The 13,848-nt window shown below is 39.9% G+C and carries 12 protein-coding genes and 1 tRNA gene; 6 read left to right on the top strand and 7 right to left on the bottom strand.

Annotation, left to right across the window (positions count from 1 at the left end; translation table 11 throughout):
- Positions 1-108 precede the first annotated feature (108 nt).
- The 5 genes from licT to HMPREF0501_RS07755 all read left to right on the top strand — a co-directional run bounded on the left by licT (position 109) and on the right by HMPREF0501_RS07755 (position 8,204).
- Positions 109-954, top strand: coding sequence for a BglG family transcription antiterminator LicT (licT, locus tag HMPREF0501_RS07775; RefSeq protein ID WP_006917454.1), 846 nt, complete (start codon positions 109-111; stop codon positions 952-954).
- Positions 955-1,039: 85 nt separating this feature from the next.
- Positions 1,040-2,968 carry a beta-glucoside-specific PTS transporter subunit IIABC gene (locus HMPREF0501_RS07770; protein WP_006917453.1) on the top strand — a complete coding sequence of 643 codons (1,929 nt, stop codon included), beginning with the start codon at positions 1,040-1,042 and terminating at the stop codon, positions 2,966-2,968.
- A 17-nt stretch (positions 2,969-2,985) separates the two neighbouring features.
- Positions 2,986-4,425, top strand: a complete 1,440-nt coding sequence (locus HMPREF0501_RS07765; RefSeq protein WP_006917452.1) for a glycoside hydrolase family 1 protein — start codon at positions 2,986-2,988, stop codon at positions 4,423-4,425.
- A gap of 144 nt (positions 4,426-4,569) precedes the next feature.
- Complete coding sequence (locus HMPREF0501_RS07760; protein ID WP_006917451.1) at positions 4,570-5,892, top strand: C1 family peptidase; 1,323 nt, start codon at positions 4,570-4,572, stop codon at positions 5,890-5,892.
- A 188-nt stretch (positions 5,893-6,080) separates the two neighbouring features.
- Complete coding sequence (locus HMPREF0501_RS07755; protein ID WP_006917450.1) at positions 6,081-8,204, top strand: YSIRK signal domain/LPXTG anchor domain surface protein; 2,124 nt, start codon at positions 6,081-6,083, stop codon at positions 8,202-8,204.
- A 72-nt stretch (positions 8,205-8,276) separates the two neighbouring features.
- Here HMPREF0501_RS07755 and HMPREF0501_RS07750 read toward each other — a convergent pair whose 3' ends face one another.
- The 7 genes from HMPREF0501_RS07750 to HMPREF0501_RS07720 form a co-directional block, all read right to left on the bottom strand.
- The gene (locus tag HMPREF0501_RS07750; RefSeq protein ID WP_155801179.1) at positions 8,277-8,612 is read right to left on the bottom strand and encodes a hypothetical protein; all 336 of its coding nucleotides are present in this window, start codon (positions 8,610-8,612) and stop codon (positions 8,277-8,279) included.
- A gap of 49 nt (positions 8,613-8,661) precedes the next feature.
- On the bottom strand, positions 8,662-9,405 hold the full coding sequence (locus tag HMPREF0501_RS07745) for a hypothetical protein (protein WP_006917448.1): 744 nt from the start codon (positions 9,403-9,405) through the stop codon (positions 8,662-8,664).
- 75 nt (positions 9,406-9,480) lie between these two features.
- Positions 9,481-9,553, bottom strand: a tRNA-Ala gene (locus tag HMPREF0501_RS07740).
- 97 nt (positions 9,554-9,650) lie between these two features.
- Positions 9,651-10,325: a hypothetical protein gene (locus HMPREF0501_RS07735; RefSeq protein WP_040456206.1), complete on the bottom strand. Its 675-nt coding sequence runs from the start codon at positions 10,323-10,325 to the stop codon at positions 9,651-9,653.
- A 1-nt stretch (position 10,326) separates the two neighbouring features.
- A complete protein-coding gene (locus HMPREF0501_RS07730; protein ID WP_006917446.1) occupies positions 10,327-11,190 on the bottom strand; it encodes an ATP-binding cassette domain-containing protein in 864 nt (287 codons plus the stop codon).
- On the bottom strand, positions 11,171-11,554 hold the full coding sequence (locus HMPREF0501_RS07725) for a GntR family transcriptional regulator (protein WP_006917445.1): 384 nt from the start codon (positions 11,552-11,554) through the stop codon (positions 11,171-11,173). Before HMPREF0501_RS07725 ends, HMPREF0501_RS07730 begins: the two co-directional genes overlap by 20 nt.
- 120 nt (positions 11,555-11,674) lie before the next feature.
- On the bottom strand, positions 11,675-13,096 hold the full coding sequence (locus HMPREF0501_RS07720) for a C69 family dipeptidase (protein ID WP_006917444.1): 1,422 nt from the start codon (positions 13,094-13,096) through the stop codon (positions 11,675-11,677).
- 107 nt (positions 13,097-13,203) lie between these two features.
- Here HMPREF0501_RS07720 and HMPREF0501_RS07715 point away from each other — a divergent pair, with 107 nt between their 5' ends.
- Positions 13,204-13,815, top strand: a complete 612-nt coding sequence (locus HMPREF0501_RS07715) for a LysE/ArgO family amino acid transporter (RefSeq protein WP_006917443.1) — start codon at positions 13,204-13,206, stop codon at positions 13,813-13,815.
- Positions 13,816-13,848: the final 33 nt, after the last annotated feature.

Below are 13,848 nucleotides of genomic sequence, written 5' to 3'. Positions count from 1 at the left end.
GAATAATGTAAGGTGTTATCTTAAACTTAAAAGAGCATGACTTACTATTGGTATTCGTTGTACTATACCATGTAGTAAGCCATTTTTGTTTTGAAAGGGGGCGGCGGTTTGCAAATTAAACGGGTCCTAAATAACAATGCGGTGATTTCGGAAAACCATTCCGGAGTCGAAGTTCTTTTAATGGGATCAGGAATTGCCTGGAATAAAAAGCGTGGACAAGACGTCGATATTAGTAAGGTTGAACAAACCTTTCTATTAAAAAATCCGGATACCCTCAATAAATTTAAAGAAGTTGTGATTGATGCACCAATGGACGAAGTCTTGATTGCGGAACGGATCATTAATTACGCTAAGATTAAACTTGGACGGAAATTGAACGAAATTATTTATGTTAATCTCACTGATCATTTACATGGTGCCATTGAACGGTATCGGTCAGGAATTAAGCTCACTAATCCGCTCAAGTGGGATATCGCACGTCTTTATCCTGATGAATATGATGTTGGGATGAAAGCGGTGGAGTTAGTTAAAAGGAAGTTAGGAATTGACTTTTTAGATGATGAGGCCGCATTTATTGCATTAAGTTTTTTGGACGTTGAATCAACGGGTGGTAACGAACAAAATAATGCTTATCAGATGACGCAGATAGTGACAGAAGTGGAAAAAATTGTTAAAGATTTTTTTCATACGGAATTTGATGAACAATCATTGAACTATTTTCGTTTTATTACACATCTAAAATTTTTTGCACAACGAATTTTGACGGATACTCACTATCCCGATGATGATACTGACCGTGAATTAATGGAAAGCCTAAGTCGTCGTTATCCCAAGGCATTGACTTGTGCACAACAAGTGCACGATTTCATTCAACGAAAGTATCGATTTACAATTTCTGATCAAGAAGTAATGTATTTAACAGTTCATATTGCACGATTAGTTAAAAATTTATAATTAGGGTGTTATCTTAATTGAGCATGACCTAAGTAGTTTCAAAAAGAGACTATTTAGGTCATTTTTTTGTAAAGGAGTCCTAGAAATGGCTAACCAGAAGGAAATTGAACAATCTGTTCAGCAAATTTATAAAGCAGTTGGTGGTGACAATAATATCAAATCATTGACCCACTGTATTACACGTTTACGGTTTCAATTGAAAGATTGGAATAAGGTTGACGACCAGACAGTTAAAAATATTCCTGGTGTTCTGGGCGTTAACCGGCAAAATGGCCAGTATCAGATTATTATTGGTAATCAAGTAACGGATTATTATAATGCCATTACTAAACTGGGACATTTTGCATCGAATGGCGAGGTTCCAGCTGATGATAATGATGATCAAAAACGGGGCTTATTTGACCGGTTTGCGGACTTTATTTCATCATGTATGGCGCCATTAATTCCAGCGTTAGTTGCTGGTGGATTAATGAAATTAATCTTAATTGTTTTAACAACACTCAGTTGGATGAGTGATAAGAGTCAAACATATATTTTATTAAGTGCGATTGGTGATGCACCATTTTATTTCTTACCAATTGAATTAGCCTATACTTCAGCTAAGTATTTCCGAGTTAATCAAATGCTAGCAGTTTGTACAGCAGGAGTGCTAATTTATCCGACATTTACTGCACTAGTAAAAGCGGGCCATGCCGTTCATATGATGGGTCTTCCTGTTACCTTGGCAACTTACTCAGCATCGGTCATTCCAATTCTAATGACGGTTTGGGCAATGAAATACATTGAACATTGGATTGATGCAATTACACCAAACCAAATCAAGAGTATTGTTAAACCACTGGCTGAACTCTTTATTATGGGAGTGCTTGCCTTAGTTATCATTGGACCAATTGGGACTTATCTTGGACGACTATTATCAATGATTATGATTTTCTTGAATACTAAAGTCGGTTGGTTAGCGATGGCTTTGATGGCATCATTAATGCCTTTAATTGTTATGACGGGGATGCATTGGGCATTTGCCCCAATTTTCTTAGCAGCTTCTGTGGCTAGTCCAGACTCACTAATTTTACCTGCAATGTTAATTTCAAATGTTGCTGAAGGAACCGCTGCGTTAGTAGTTGCTTTAAAGACAAAAAATGTAAAATTACGTGGAGTAGCTTCAGCGGCAAGTGTTTCAGCATTGGTAGCTGGAATCACGGAACCCGCGATGTATGGGGTTACTTTAAAATATAAACGTCCCCTATATACTGCGATGATTTCTAGTGGAATTGTGGGCCTGTTTGCTGGAATATTCCACATTCGGGCATTTGCTTATGCTAATCCATCATTAATCTCACTACCTCAATTTATTGCGAAAGTTGCACCACATAACTTTATGTACGCTGTACTATGTGCTGCTGGATCAGTTATTTTAACTTTTATTCTGACTTTCATGTTTGGCTACAGTGATAAGATGGTAGGGGTCCAAGCAGATCAAACCACTAATCAATCCACGGATAATAAGACAGTAACAGTTTCCTCTAATAATTCGGATGTGGAATTGGAGTCTGGCAGTAAGAACACTAAAAAAGTTTATGCACCAATGAATGGTCAATTAGTAAGTTTAGATACTGTTGATGATAATGTTTTCTCTTCTAAAATGATGGGTGATGGAGTTTCCATTCAGCCAACCAATGGTGAAATTGATGCACCATTTGATGGAAAGGTGGTAACAGTCTTCCCAACGAAACACGCGATTGGTTTAAAGAGTAATTTAGGAATTGAATTAATGATTCATATTGGATTGAATACGGTCGAACTAAAGGGAAAACCATTTACCCAATGTGTTGCAGTTGGCGATGAAGTTAAAAAAGGCCAATTATTAATGAAAGTGGATTTGAAAGCAATTCAAGAAGCTGGATATGATACCACAACGCCAATAATTGTTACTAACACAAAAGACTTTGTTGAAGTTGAACCGGTGGTCAATAAGAAAGTCACAACGGATGATGTCGCGATGTACGTTATTTAATAAAGAAGGTTGAAATAATGAAAAAATTTCCAAAGAATTTTATGTGGGGTGGCGCAACTGCTGCTAATCAAATCGAAGGAGCTTATAACATTGATGGCAAAGGCCTATCAATTGATGATGCACTGCCAGGCGGTCCAGAGCGTTTTAACATTGTAAATAAACCGGATTTTAATTGGCAAATTGACCCAGACAAATATAGATATCCTAATCATGAGGGAATTGATTTTTATCATCATTATCGGGAGGATATTAAGTTATTTGCAGAAATGGGCTTTAAGTGCTATCGTTTCTCAATTGCTTGGACACGTATTTTCCCAAATGGTGATGAAACGACCCCAAATGAAAAGGGACTTGAATTTTATGATCGAGTTATTGATGAATGCTTAAAATACCACATTGAACCAGTCGTAACTCTCTTTCATTACGAGATGCCAATCAATTTAGTAACTAAATATGGCAGTTGGAAGAATCGAAAATTCATTACATTTGCTGAGCGCTATGTCAGAGCAGTGATTGATCGTTATAGTGATCGAGTTAAGTATTGGATTACTTTTAATGAAATTAATTCTGCTTTACATTTTTCGGTAATGGGGCAAGGACTAGTTAAATCTAATGGTGCGGATAATAAACAAAACATTTATCAATCATGGCATAATCAATTTGTAACGAGTGCTTGGGCAGTAAAGTATGCTCATGAAAAACGACCTGATTCTAAAGTTGGGTGTATGATCCTCTACGCAACAATGTATGCTTATGATGCTAATCCAAAAAATCAATTAGCACGACTGAAGGAAAATCAAGAATTTAATCAATATTGTGCTGATGTGCAAGCACGTGGTGAGTATCCAGCATATGCGGACTCACTTTATCAAAAATACGGATTTAAATTTAGTGATTTAGAAACAAAACCAGCGGATTTTGAATTATTAAAGGAAGGAACCGTTGATTATATTAGCTTTAGCTACTATATGTCGACAGCGATTAATATTACTGATAATAGTTTACCAACTGCTAATGGAAACTTAGTTGGTGGGGTTAAAAACCCATTTCTGAAAGCGAGCGAGTGGGGATGGCAGATTGATCCAACTGGTTTGCGCATTGCTTTAAACGAACTTTATAATCGTTATCAAAAACCGGTTTTTGTGGTAGAAAACGGATTAGGTGCCGTTGATCATCCGAATGAGGACCATTTTGTTCAGGATGATTATCGAATTAAATACTTGCGTCAACATATCAAAGCCGTTGGAGGAGCACTTGCTGATGGGGTTGATGTAATGGGATATACTCCATGGGGATGCATTGATTTAGTGAGTGCTTCAACGGGACAAATGTCTAAGCGATATGGTTTCATTTATGTCGATAAAGATGATGAAGGCAATGGCACTATGCGCCGGTATAAAAAAGCTTCCTTTGACTGGTATAAGAATGTTATTGCCACGAATGGTGAAGAATTATAATAAAAATTTTGCGGAAAATAATTGATATGCTCTCCTTATGGTAGAAAACGAAATATATATTTCGTAATTACTCTAGGGGAGTTTTTATGTGGATTAGCTAACGAGATATAATATAGCAAGATACCAATAAAGGAGATATCACTAATGAATAAGGATACAGTCGTCACGAAGGAAATGATTGCTAAGTTCCATGATAATTATGTTTCACGTGGAACAGCCAAAGTATTGGAACGGGCGATCCGCAAGAATGGTATTAAAGCCACCAGTGAAGATCCAGCAGTGAGCCAACGTTTACATCGTGTATTTTCACATGAGATTAAAACTGGCAAAGTTAGTAATCAAAAGCACAGTGGTCGGTGCTGGTCTTTTGCCACGCTAAACACTTTACGTCACCAGTTTGCGTTGACTCACAAGGTGAAAGATTTTGAACTATCTCAGAATTATTTATTTTTCTGGGATCGGATTGAACGAGCCAATAAGTTTTTCGACAATATTTTAGCAACGGCTGATCGCGATCTGCATGATCGGCTAGTGGATTATTATTTAAGATCTGCAGAAAGTGATGGGGGACAATGGGCGAACGCGGCTTCCATTATTGAAAAGTATGGGGTAATTCCGCACTATGTCATGCCAGACACTTTTAATACTGAAGATACGACCGATATTGCGGAAGTTTTAACTTATCTAATGAAGAAGGACGCGTTAGTATTGCGTCGTTTGGTTCATGAAAAAGCCGGTAATGAGGAAATTCAGGAAACTCGACAACAGATGATGAGCGATGTCTATCGTGCTTGTGCCTATGCATTTGGTGAGCCGCCGGCAAAGTTTGATTTAGAGTATCGTGATGATGACCATAAATACCATCGTCAGGCTAACTTAACACCTCTTGAATTCTACCATCAGTATTTTAAAACTGACTTGCATGATTATGTAGTCGTTACTAATGCGCCAGACCATGAATATGGGAAATTATATTCATTACCATCGCAGGACAATGTCAATGGTGGGATTCCAATTCAGTTTGCAAACGTGCCATTCAAGAAACTCCAAGAAGTGGTCATTAACCAACTGGACCATGATGAAACAATCTGGGTTGGTAATGATATTCTCCAACAAATGGATCGGAAACGCGGCTTGATGGACGCTAAACTATATCATCGTGAGGAATTACTTGGCATTGATTTCACGATGAGTAAAAAAGAACGTTTAGAAACGCACCAGGCAGAAGTTACCCATGCTATGACGTTAACTGGTTATAACCTGGTTGATGGTCAACCGGACCGATGGAAGATTGAAAATAGTTGGGGTGAGAAAAATGGCGACCAGGGTTACTTTGTAATGAGTCAGGACTGGTTTGAACAGTATACGTATGAAGCGGTCATTAATAAAAAGTATTTGACGGATGAAATTAAACAAATTGCGGACCAAGCGCCAATTAAATTGGCTGCTTGGGATTCGCTACAATAAATAGAAAAAATCCTGAACCAGCCGGTTCGGGATTTTTTAATTATTATCAAAAAATTTAACATAAATTGAACATTAAAGGCCTAAATATATATCACTGTGTAAATTAGTGTACCTTTCATCTTTAAGTGTAGTATAATTAATGTTATAATAATTATGGTACTAATGGAACTTAAATTGGGAGGGTAAATATGTTATCAAGACATAATCAAAAAGTGATGTTGCAACAAAACGCGACAACCAAGCAACGATTTGCATTGCGGAAGCTAACTGTTGGGGTGGCCTCTGTTTTAGTTGGTCTGACATTTGCGGGCTATAACACATCAGTAAGTGCTAATGCCCAAAATGAAAATGGGGATACTGTTGCACCGACTAGTGATCAGAAGAGCGAAACAAATAACCTAAATACCAAAACTTTAGAGCTTGGATCAACTTCGACTCCAAAACAACTAACGTCTTCCAAAGTAGAAATAAAGCCATTTGATCCAGTCAAACCAAGCTCTGAATTGACTTCGGTATCGGGTGGAAATACAGACAAGCCAAGTGATTTGAAGCCAACTCCGGTGGAAGTAGGCTATAATTACTTTAGTAAAGTAACTATTAATTATCCAGGAGATCAGCAGGTAGTTGAAGATAGTGTACCATTGACTGATAATCATGATGAGCAACAATTATTTAAGCCAATACAATTGAAGAAGGTTGAGGGTTACACCCCAAAGGTTGAAAACGTAAACACGCCGCTTAAGCCTAATGCAACAATTAGTCAGAATGATGATGGATCTTATACGCTAACATTGCCTAAGCCATATACCCCTAAGACCATCGACAGTATGACTATTAATAGTAATGATGAAGATTATGATTATACGGTTGACTATATAATCGATGATCCTTCTGTTACCATTAATTATGTGGATGAGGAAGGAAAAAAAGTAGGAGAACAGAAGATTACTGGTAAGCCCGGCTATTCCTATCAAATAGACTACCAATATCCTGAAAAATATGAACCAGTAAACGAAGATTCCCAACCACAATACGCAAACATAACTAATGAGAAAGCTGCCCCAATTACCGTTAAAGTAAAGCCCAAAATTCGTCATTGGACAGAAAAGAAGACGATTACCTATATTATAAATGTGGATGGCAAGCAAGACTATAGGCATGATTACCACTTTACTAAAGAACACAATACAGATGAAACTGGTGGTGTTCCAGTGTGGGAAGGCGATAATATTGGTTGGACACAACCACGAACGTATATTAAACCCGGTTATGATACTTATATTAATGGTGAAAAGACAACTGAAACAGTGGCTTACAGTATTAACCCAGATGATTCTTCGAAGGATCCGTATGTTATCATTGATAATGTCGTGTACAAAGCGTTGTCACAGTCGATTCATATAATCTATCAGAATGACGAAGGAAAGACTGTTGGTAAGCAAGAAGTATCAGGAGTTACCGATCAAACGGTCGATACTGTGTACAAAGCACCTGACGGTTACTTTATTAGCGATAATAGAGAGCTACCAAAAACTTATACTTTTAACGGTGACCATAATCAAGATATTCTTGTTAAAGTTACAAAGAAAGCAGGTCAAAGTGATGATCCAGTAACTTCGAATAAAGATATTGCCAACATTGTTAAGTTTATTGATGGTGACGGGAACGAAGTATCGCACACGGTTGTTTCTGGTAAGACTGGTGATAAACATAACGTTAAGGTTCCGGATGGCTATCACACTAAAAACCAGGGTCATAGTGTCGATGTTACAATTGATGACCAAAAACCAGAACAAATCTTTACAGTCATTAAGGATCAGTCGGAAACTGGTGCGCCAGTAACGAGTGATAAGGATGTTTTAAATGTCATTAACTACGTTGATGAAAACGGAAAGACGGTTAAGACTGATAAGGTTACAGGTCAAGATGGCGATTCAATTACGTTAAGTGCTCCAGATGGTTACCACTTTGTAGGACAAACTCCGGTATTGAAGATTAATAGCTCAACACCAGTACAGGTAGTAGAAGTGGTAGCTGACACGCCAATAACTAATGATACAAAGCCGACTAAACCAATTGAACAACCTAGTGAATCTGATGATGAACGGAAATCAGCATCCGTGGAGGTTATCACATCAGACTCATTAAAGGATTCCAAGAGTTCATCAGTAGTAACTACTAAGACCGATCATCAGAGTAAGCAATTACCACAGACTGGTAATCAAAGTAACGTTGCTTTAGTTGGACTCGGAGCAGCTAGTTTACTTGGGATGTTTGGTCTTGCCGGATTAGCAAGAAAGCGTAAGGAATAATGGCGACCTACCTTTAATGGATTAAGCGAAAATGGACAGAGAATGCACAACAACATTCTCTGTCCATTTTATTTAGTTATTAGCAATCGTAACGGTTTGATGTGGCTGTAACTCAATCATTCCCGAGTCGGTAATTACGGTCCCGCCAGATCGATCAGTTCGGATAGCAATTTTCCCATCGTGAACATGATAGTGGACGGAGCCATTTTTTAATGGCAAAGAGCATTTTAATTCGTTAAACATCGATAGGTGAGGATGAATGGTAAATGTTGCATATCCAGGAGTGGTGGGTTGAAGGCCCATGAAGTACCGCCCCAGTAAATAGACAGGACTACCACCCCAGGCATGGCAAAGGCTTTTACCAAATGGATCACCATACATGGCGTTTGACAGATTCGTAACTATCAATGAAAGTTTTTTTCATCATCCCAGAAATGGCTTCGGGGGCTTAAACTATTTACTTATGCAAATGCTTTTTAAGATTATTTTGAATGCGTCTGGGAATTGAGATGCCAAGCTTTTGTTTGACTGCCGGGTCGCGATAGGTATCCATCATAGATGAGAAGAGTTCAGCACTGGTCGGCGGGGTATAGGTAATCGCGTTTGCTCCAGCTTTGATAGTTTCTTGAATACTTTCTTCGGTTTTGCCACCGCTAGCGATAATTGGCAGATTAGGATGATTTTGCCGAATTTTCGCAACAATGGCTGCAGTATTTTTACCACCGGCAACGTTAATCATCGCCGCACCGTTGCGGATCCGTGCGTCAATGTCCGTATCAGGGCTAACGACTGTAATCACCGTTGGAATATCAATGTTCTGGGTTACAGTCCGTAAGTTGAGATTAGTGATCGGAGCATTTAAAACGACTGCCAAGGCGCCTTGACTTTCAACATCTTTGGCCAACGAAACGGTTCGAACACCCTTGGTGGTACCGCCACCACAGCCACAGAAAACGGGAACATCAGCTGCCTCGATGATGGCTCTACTAATGGCTTGCTGTGGCGTAAATGGGTAAACGGCGAAGACAGCATCAGCATCGCAATTTTTAATGATGGCGAGGTCAGTTGAAAAGATGAGGCTCCGAATAACCCGTCCGTAGATTGAAATTCCGGTTGCTTCTTTAACGGCTGCGGGCATGCGTAAAATTTGGTGACGCAGTTTTGAACCCACTTGGGGCGTTGTTAATTGTTCTTCAGTCATTAGTAATCAACTCCTTAGGGAAGAAACTAAAAGCCAACGTATCTATTAAAGTAGAAACGTTGACCTTATTCCCAATGGACCATGCGAGATTCGAACTCGCGACCTCCTGCATGCGAAGCAGACATTCTCCCAACTGAACTAATGGCCCGATTCAGTGTCTATTCTAGCAGATTATGATCATTATGAACAAAAAAACTCGCCATCAAGCGACGAGTTTAAGAAATTGTATTTAATTTACGAGCGGTCTAGTCTCGCCGTAATTGTTGGTGCATTGTGAACAGGTAGCTGATCCCGAGCATGATTGCTAACCAGAGCAGGCCAAATAGCGCCCATGAACCCTGCCAGTTGAAAATATTTGCTAAAGTGTTCAAGGTTGCTTCGCTTGGATGCCACAGGTTGACCATTAAACGAATGATTTGGATCAAGACAAAGATAAAAATGGTTGGTAGGGCAATTGCCACAATGATTTTCCATTTACGTGGTAGCAGGCCAAAGCCACTACCGATTGCATAGGAAAAAGTAATTCCGTCGAGCATCAATAACAACATACCGGTAATTGTTAACCAATCCTGGTGCTGGAATCCGACGCTGATCAACCAGATAATAAAAGTGATTAGAGTAATCGTAGCAATTCCCAGCAGGTCACTCAGCCAAATCTGCCAACGGGTTTGACCATTTTGAATGCCAAGTTTGAATTCACGATAGGGGATCACTAAGTAGAAGAGTCCATAGATTCCAAAGGCAATGCCGATAAGTTGTCCACTGAACGCATCGATGAAATTATTGATGTTGAGGTCGATATGGCTTCCTGCAAAGATTAAGCTCAATAGTTGTAAGCCAAAAACTGTGGCGAGGGCAATGCCGAAGACGATGAAGTAAGAGCGCATTGATTGTCGATAAACCATTGGTAATTTTTTCATTTTAATTCTCCTCCCCATTTGTCAAAGCCATAAAGGCCTTTTGTAAATCAATGTGTTCAATTTTAACCCGATCAGGGATCACTTTTGTTTCATCAAGTGGTTGAACAACGTAGACGGTTTTAATGTTGCCAATTGTTTGGTGATCGAGGACTTTTAGCTCCGTTGTGTATTCATCAACTAACTCTGCTGGTCCACTAATGGCGTACGCATTCGCTAGTAAGTCATCAACATTTTCGTTGCAAATGAACTGATGATCATCAAGAATCCAGACGTGCTCAACTAGTGGCTGAACTTCGCTAATGAGGTGGGTCGATAAGACAAATGTCCGTGGCCGTTCTTCGTAGGTCTTCAATAATTCGCGATAGAATAACTCTCGGTGACCGGCATCCAACCCCAGCGTCGGTTCATCCAGAAAAATGAAATCTGCGTTAACGCAGAGCGCGGTAATTAACTTAGCGATTGTAGTCAACCCAGTTGAAAGATTACTAAGATGTGCTTTTTCTTGGACGTCAAACGCTTTCGTAAGGCGATGCGCCAGTGCAAAGTTGAATTGACCATAACCATCATCAGCAAGGCGGAACATATCGCTAACCCGAGTGCGTTTTGGGTACATGTTTGTTTCACTCATTAAGTAAAGTTGTTGAAGCGCAGCCGAATTATTGTTAATTGAAGCATCATCAAGCAAGACTTCACCATCAGTAGGGAAGTTGCGGTTATTAATGATGTTGAGCAAGGTACTTTTTCCCGCACCGTTACGCCCAAGTAATCCATAGATTTTGTTCGCTTCAATTGTAAAGTCCAGATTATCTAGGATGGTGTGTCGCCCGAAGCGTTTTGTGAGTTGATTAATTTTGAGTGTTGCCATTTTGATACCCCCGTTGAATAAGTGTTAGTAGGTGATCTTCGGTAATCCCGAGCTTCGTTGCTTCCTGAATCAGACTTGCAACATAGTTTTGATAAAAGCCTTCTTTACGTTTTTCCATAATTTTCTCCTGTGCACCAGCGGTCACGAACATGCCACGACCACGACGTTTTTCTAATAACTGCTGATCAACTAGCATGTTCATTCCTTTCAGCACAGTTGCTGGATTGATATGTAACTCTTGTGATAACTGCGTGGTGGAAGGAACTTGGTCGCCTTCTGGAAAGAGCCCTGAGAAAATCATTTCTTCCATCTGGTCCGCTAATTGCTGATAGATTGGCGAAGACTGGTCAAATTCAAAGTGCATTTCAGATCATCCCTCCTTAGTTGGTTAGTTACTTGTGTAATTAACTATATAACTAAATAACGAAAATAGCAAGAAAAAAATACCCCACTCTTTCGAGTGAGGCAGTGATAGCTTGTTCTTCTAGAGATTCGGATCCATCTTAAAAGTTAATTTAGATAATTCCGTCCCCTTTGTGAGTAACTTGAAGATTAGTTCACGGGTCTTCTGGTTACAATATTGAGCGATTTCATGGTTTTGTTGGGTGAGGAAGTTCGTTAACTCATTAGCCGACTTCTGGGTACTTGCGAGATCGACTTCATGAATCTTTTGTCGAGTCCACGAGTGCATTTCCTTTATGAAAGCAAAGTCGTCTTCTGCAAATTCTGTCAGGTGGGCTTCAACGATTTCCGCTAGCGCTTCATCTAACCAGAAAGCGTGATCGAAGTCCATAGTTTGTGGAACGTTCTTATAGCTTTCATCCGTATCATTAGCATTTGCGAAGAATGGCACATATGCTGAGAAAGTTGGAATTCCAAAAGCAATCCATTGAATAGCTTGGGTCCCAGTAGCATGGGGCCGAACCTGCAGGATATGTGACTGAGCAGTCCGGGATAGTGAAATGGATCGGTAGCGACGCCGATCGACCGGATCGCCTTCACCAATGGGATCGTACTTGGTCTCATTAAAGTGTGATCCTAAGACATGTTGGATATCTTCAACCGCAATCTTTCGTTCAGCCTTTCGGATGAATGGCATGTCCATATCTTCAGGCTGTTGATGGACAGTGGCCTGGGGACTGAGATAACGTTGGGCATACCAAAGCCGAGGCGTATTATAATGCCGGTCTTTACGGGTGCACGTCCCAAAAATGTGTCGGAAGTTCCATTGATCAGGATCTGGATTAAGGTTATGTTCAGTCACAAATTCACGAATGCCACTGGACCACATATAGTTATCTGGGTCATTAAAATCGATTTTTTCAATCATGACCTGGTTTGGAGCAACTGCATAACAATCATCAGGAATCCGTACTGCCACCCATTGGTGACCGGTAACGATTTCCATATACCAGACTTCGTTTTGGTCGATAAATTGAACTCCATTACCTTCGGCAGAACCATAGGTTGCGACTAATTTACCGAGGTATTCAACACCTTCACGGGCAGAGTGAATATAGGGAAGAACTAGCGTAGTCATGGAATCTTCGGCGAGTCCATTTTTAATATATGGATCATAAGCCAGAACGCGACCATTAGCGTAGACACTTTCGGTGGCACTTTCACCGACGTTATCTTCATTAAAACCATCTTCCTCGTTCGGCCCCATACTTTGATCTAGATGAGGAGTAGCACTGTACCGCATTGCGTTTTGAGAGAGGGGCACAGTTAATTTGTTATAAGGGGAAACGTAGGTTTCATGACGCCCGGTTACAGCAGGGCGAATGAGAAATTGTTTGGGTTCAACAGCTTTGACCCGATCTTCGTTTCGAGTAATAAATGTGGAACCATCAATGGAAGCCTTCTTGCCAACCATGATGGACGTACATGCTGAGTTTCGCATCATATCAACCTCCTTAATGACAGTATATCCCGTTTAGTGGAATTGATGTTGTGGTTTTGAAAAATAAATGCTTAAATATACTAAAATAAAAGGGGGAAAGGAGCGATCCAATGGCCTATTGTCAAGGATTATTAATTGGATTAGCATTTGTGGCGCCAATTGGAATGCAAAATATTTATGTGTTCAATAATGGACTATCGTATCGACTATCACGGGCGCTACTGTATACGTTTTTTGTTTGGCTATTTGATGCATTATTCTGTTTTGCTGCCTTTTATGGAATTGGTGCTTTGATCAGTCATAACCAATTTATCAAAGTGGGTGTAATGCTTTTGGGTGGCGCATTGACCGTCTACATTGGCTATAATATCATTCGTTCCGCTAATCAACGGGCACTAACGAGTGATGATCATCAGATTACCTTACGACAAGCGATCATGACGGCCATTGTGGTTAGTTGGGCTAATCCGCAAGCATTAATTGATGGAACGATGATGTTGGGCGCCAGTCGGGGTACATTAACCACTGCGGAAAGTATTTTCTTTATTATTGGGGTTATTACATCGTCATTTGTGTGGGATCTTGGGATGACGAGTGCGTTTAATCTCTTACGTCATCGGATGCCGGCTAAGCTCTTGGTTGGCATTAACCTAGTGAGTGGCATCATTGTTTTGGGCTACGGTGGCTTTTTAATTATGAATGGTCTTGAACAAATCTTTTAAAGTTTCACGTGAAACACAAAACCGGCCTCATCA

This window comes from Limosilactobacillus coleohominis 101-4-CHN, from assembly GCF_000161935.1.
Lineage (GTDB): Bacteria > Bacillota > Bacilli > Lactobacillales > Lactobacillaceae > Limosilactobacillus > Limosilactobacillus coleohominis_A.
The sequence above is the reverse complement of the archived record's forward strand: the minus strand, read 5'-3'. Positions and strand labels throughout refer to the sequence as shown.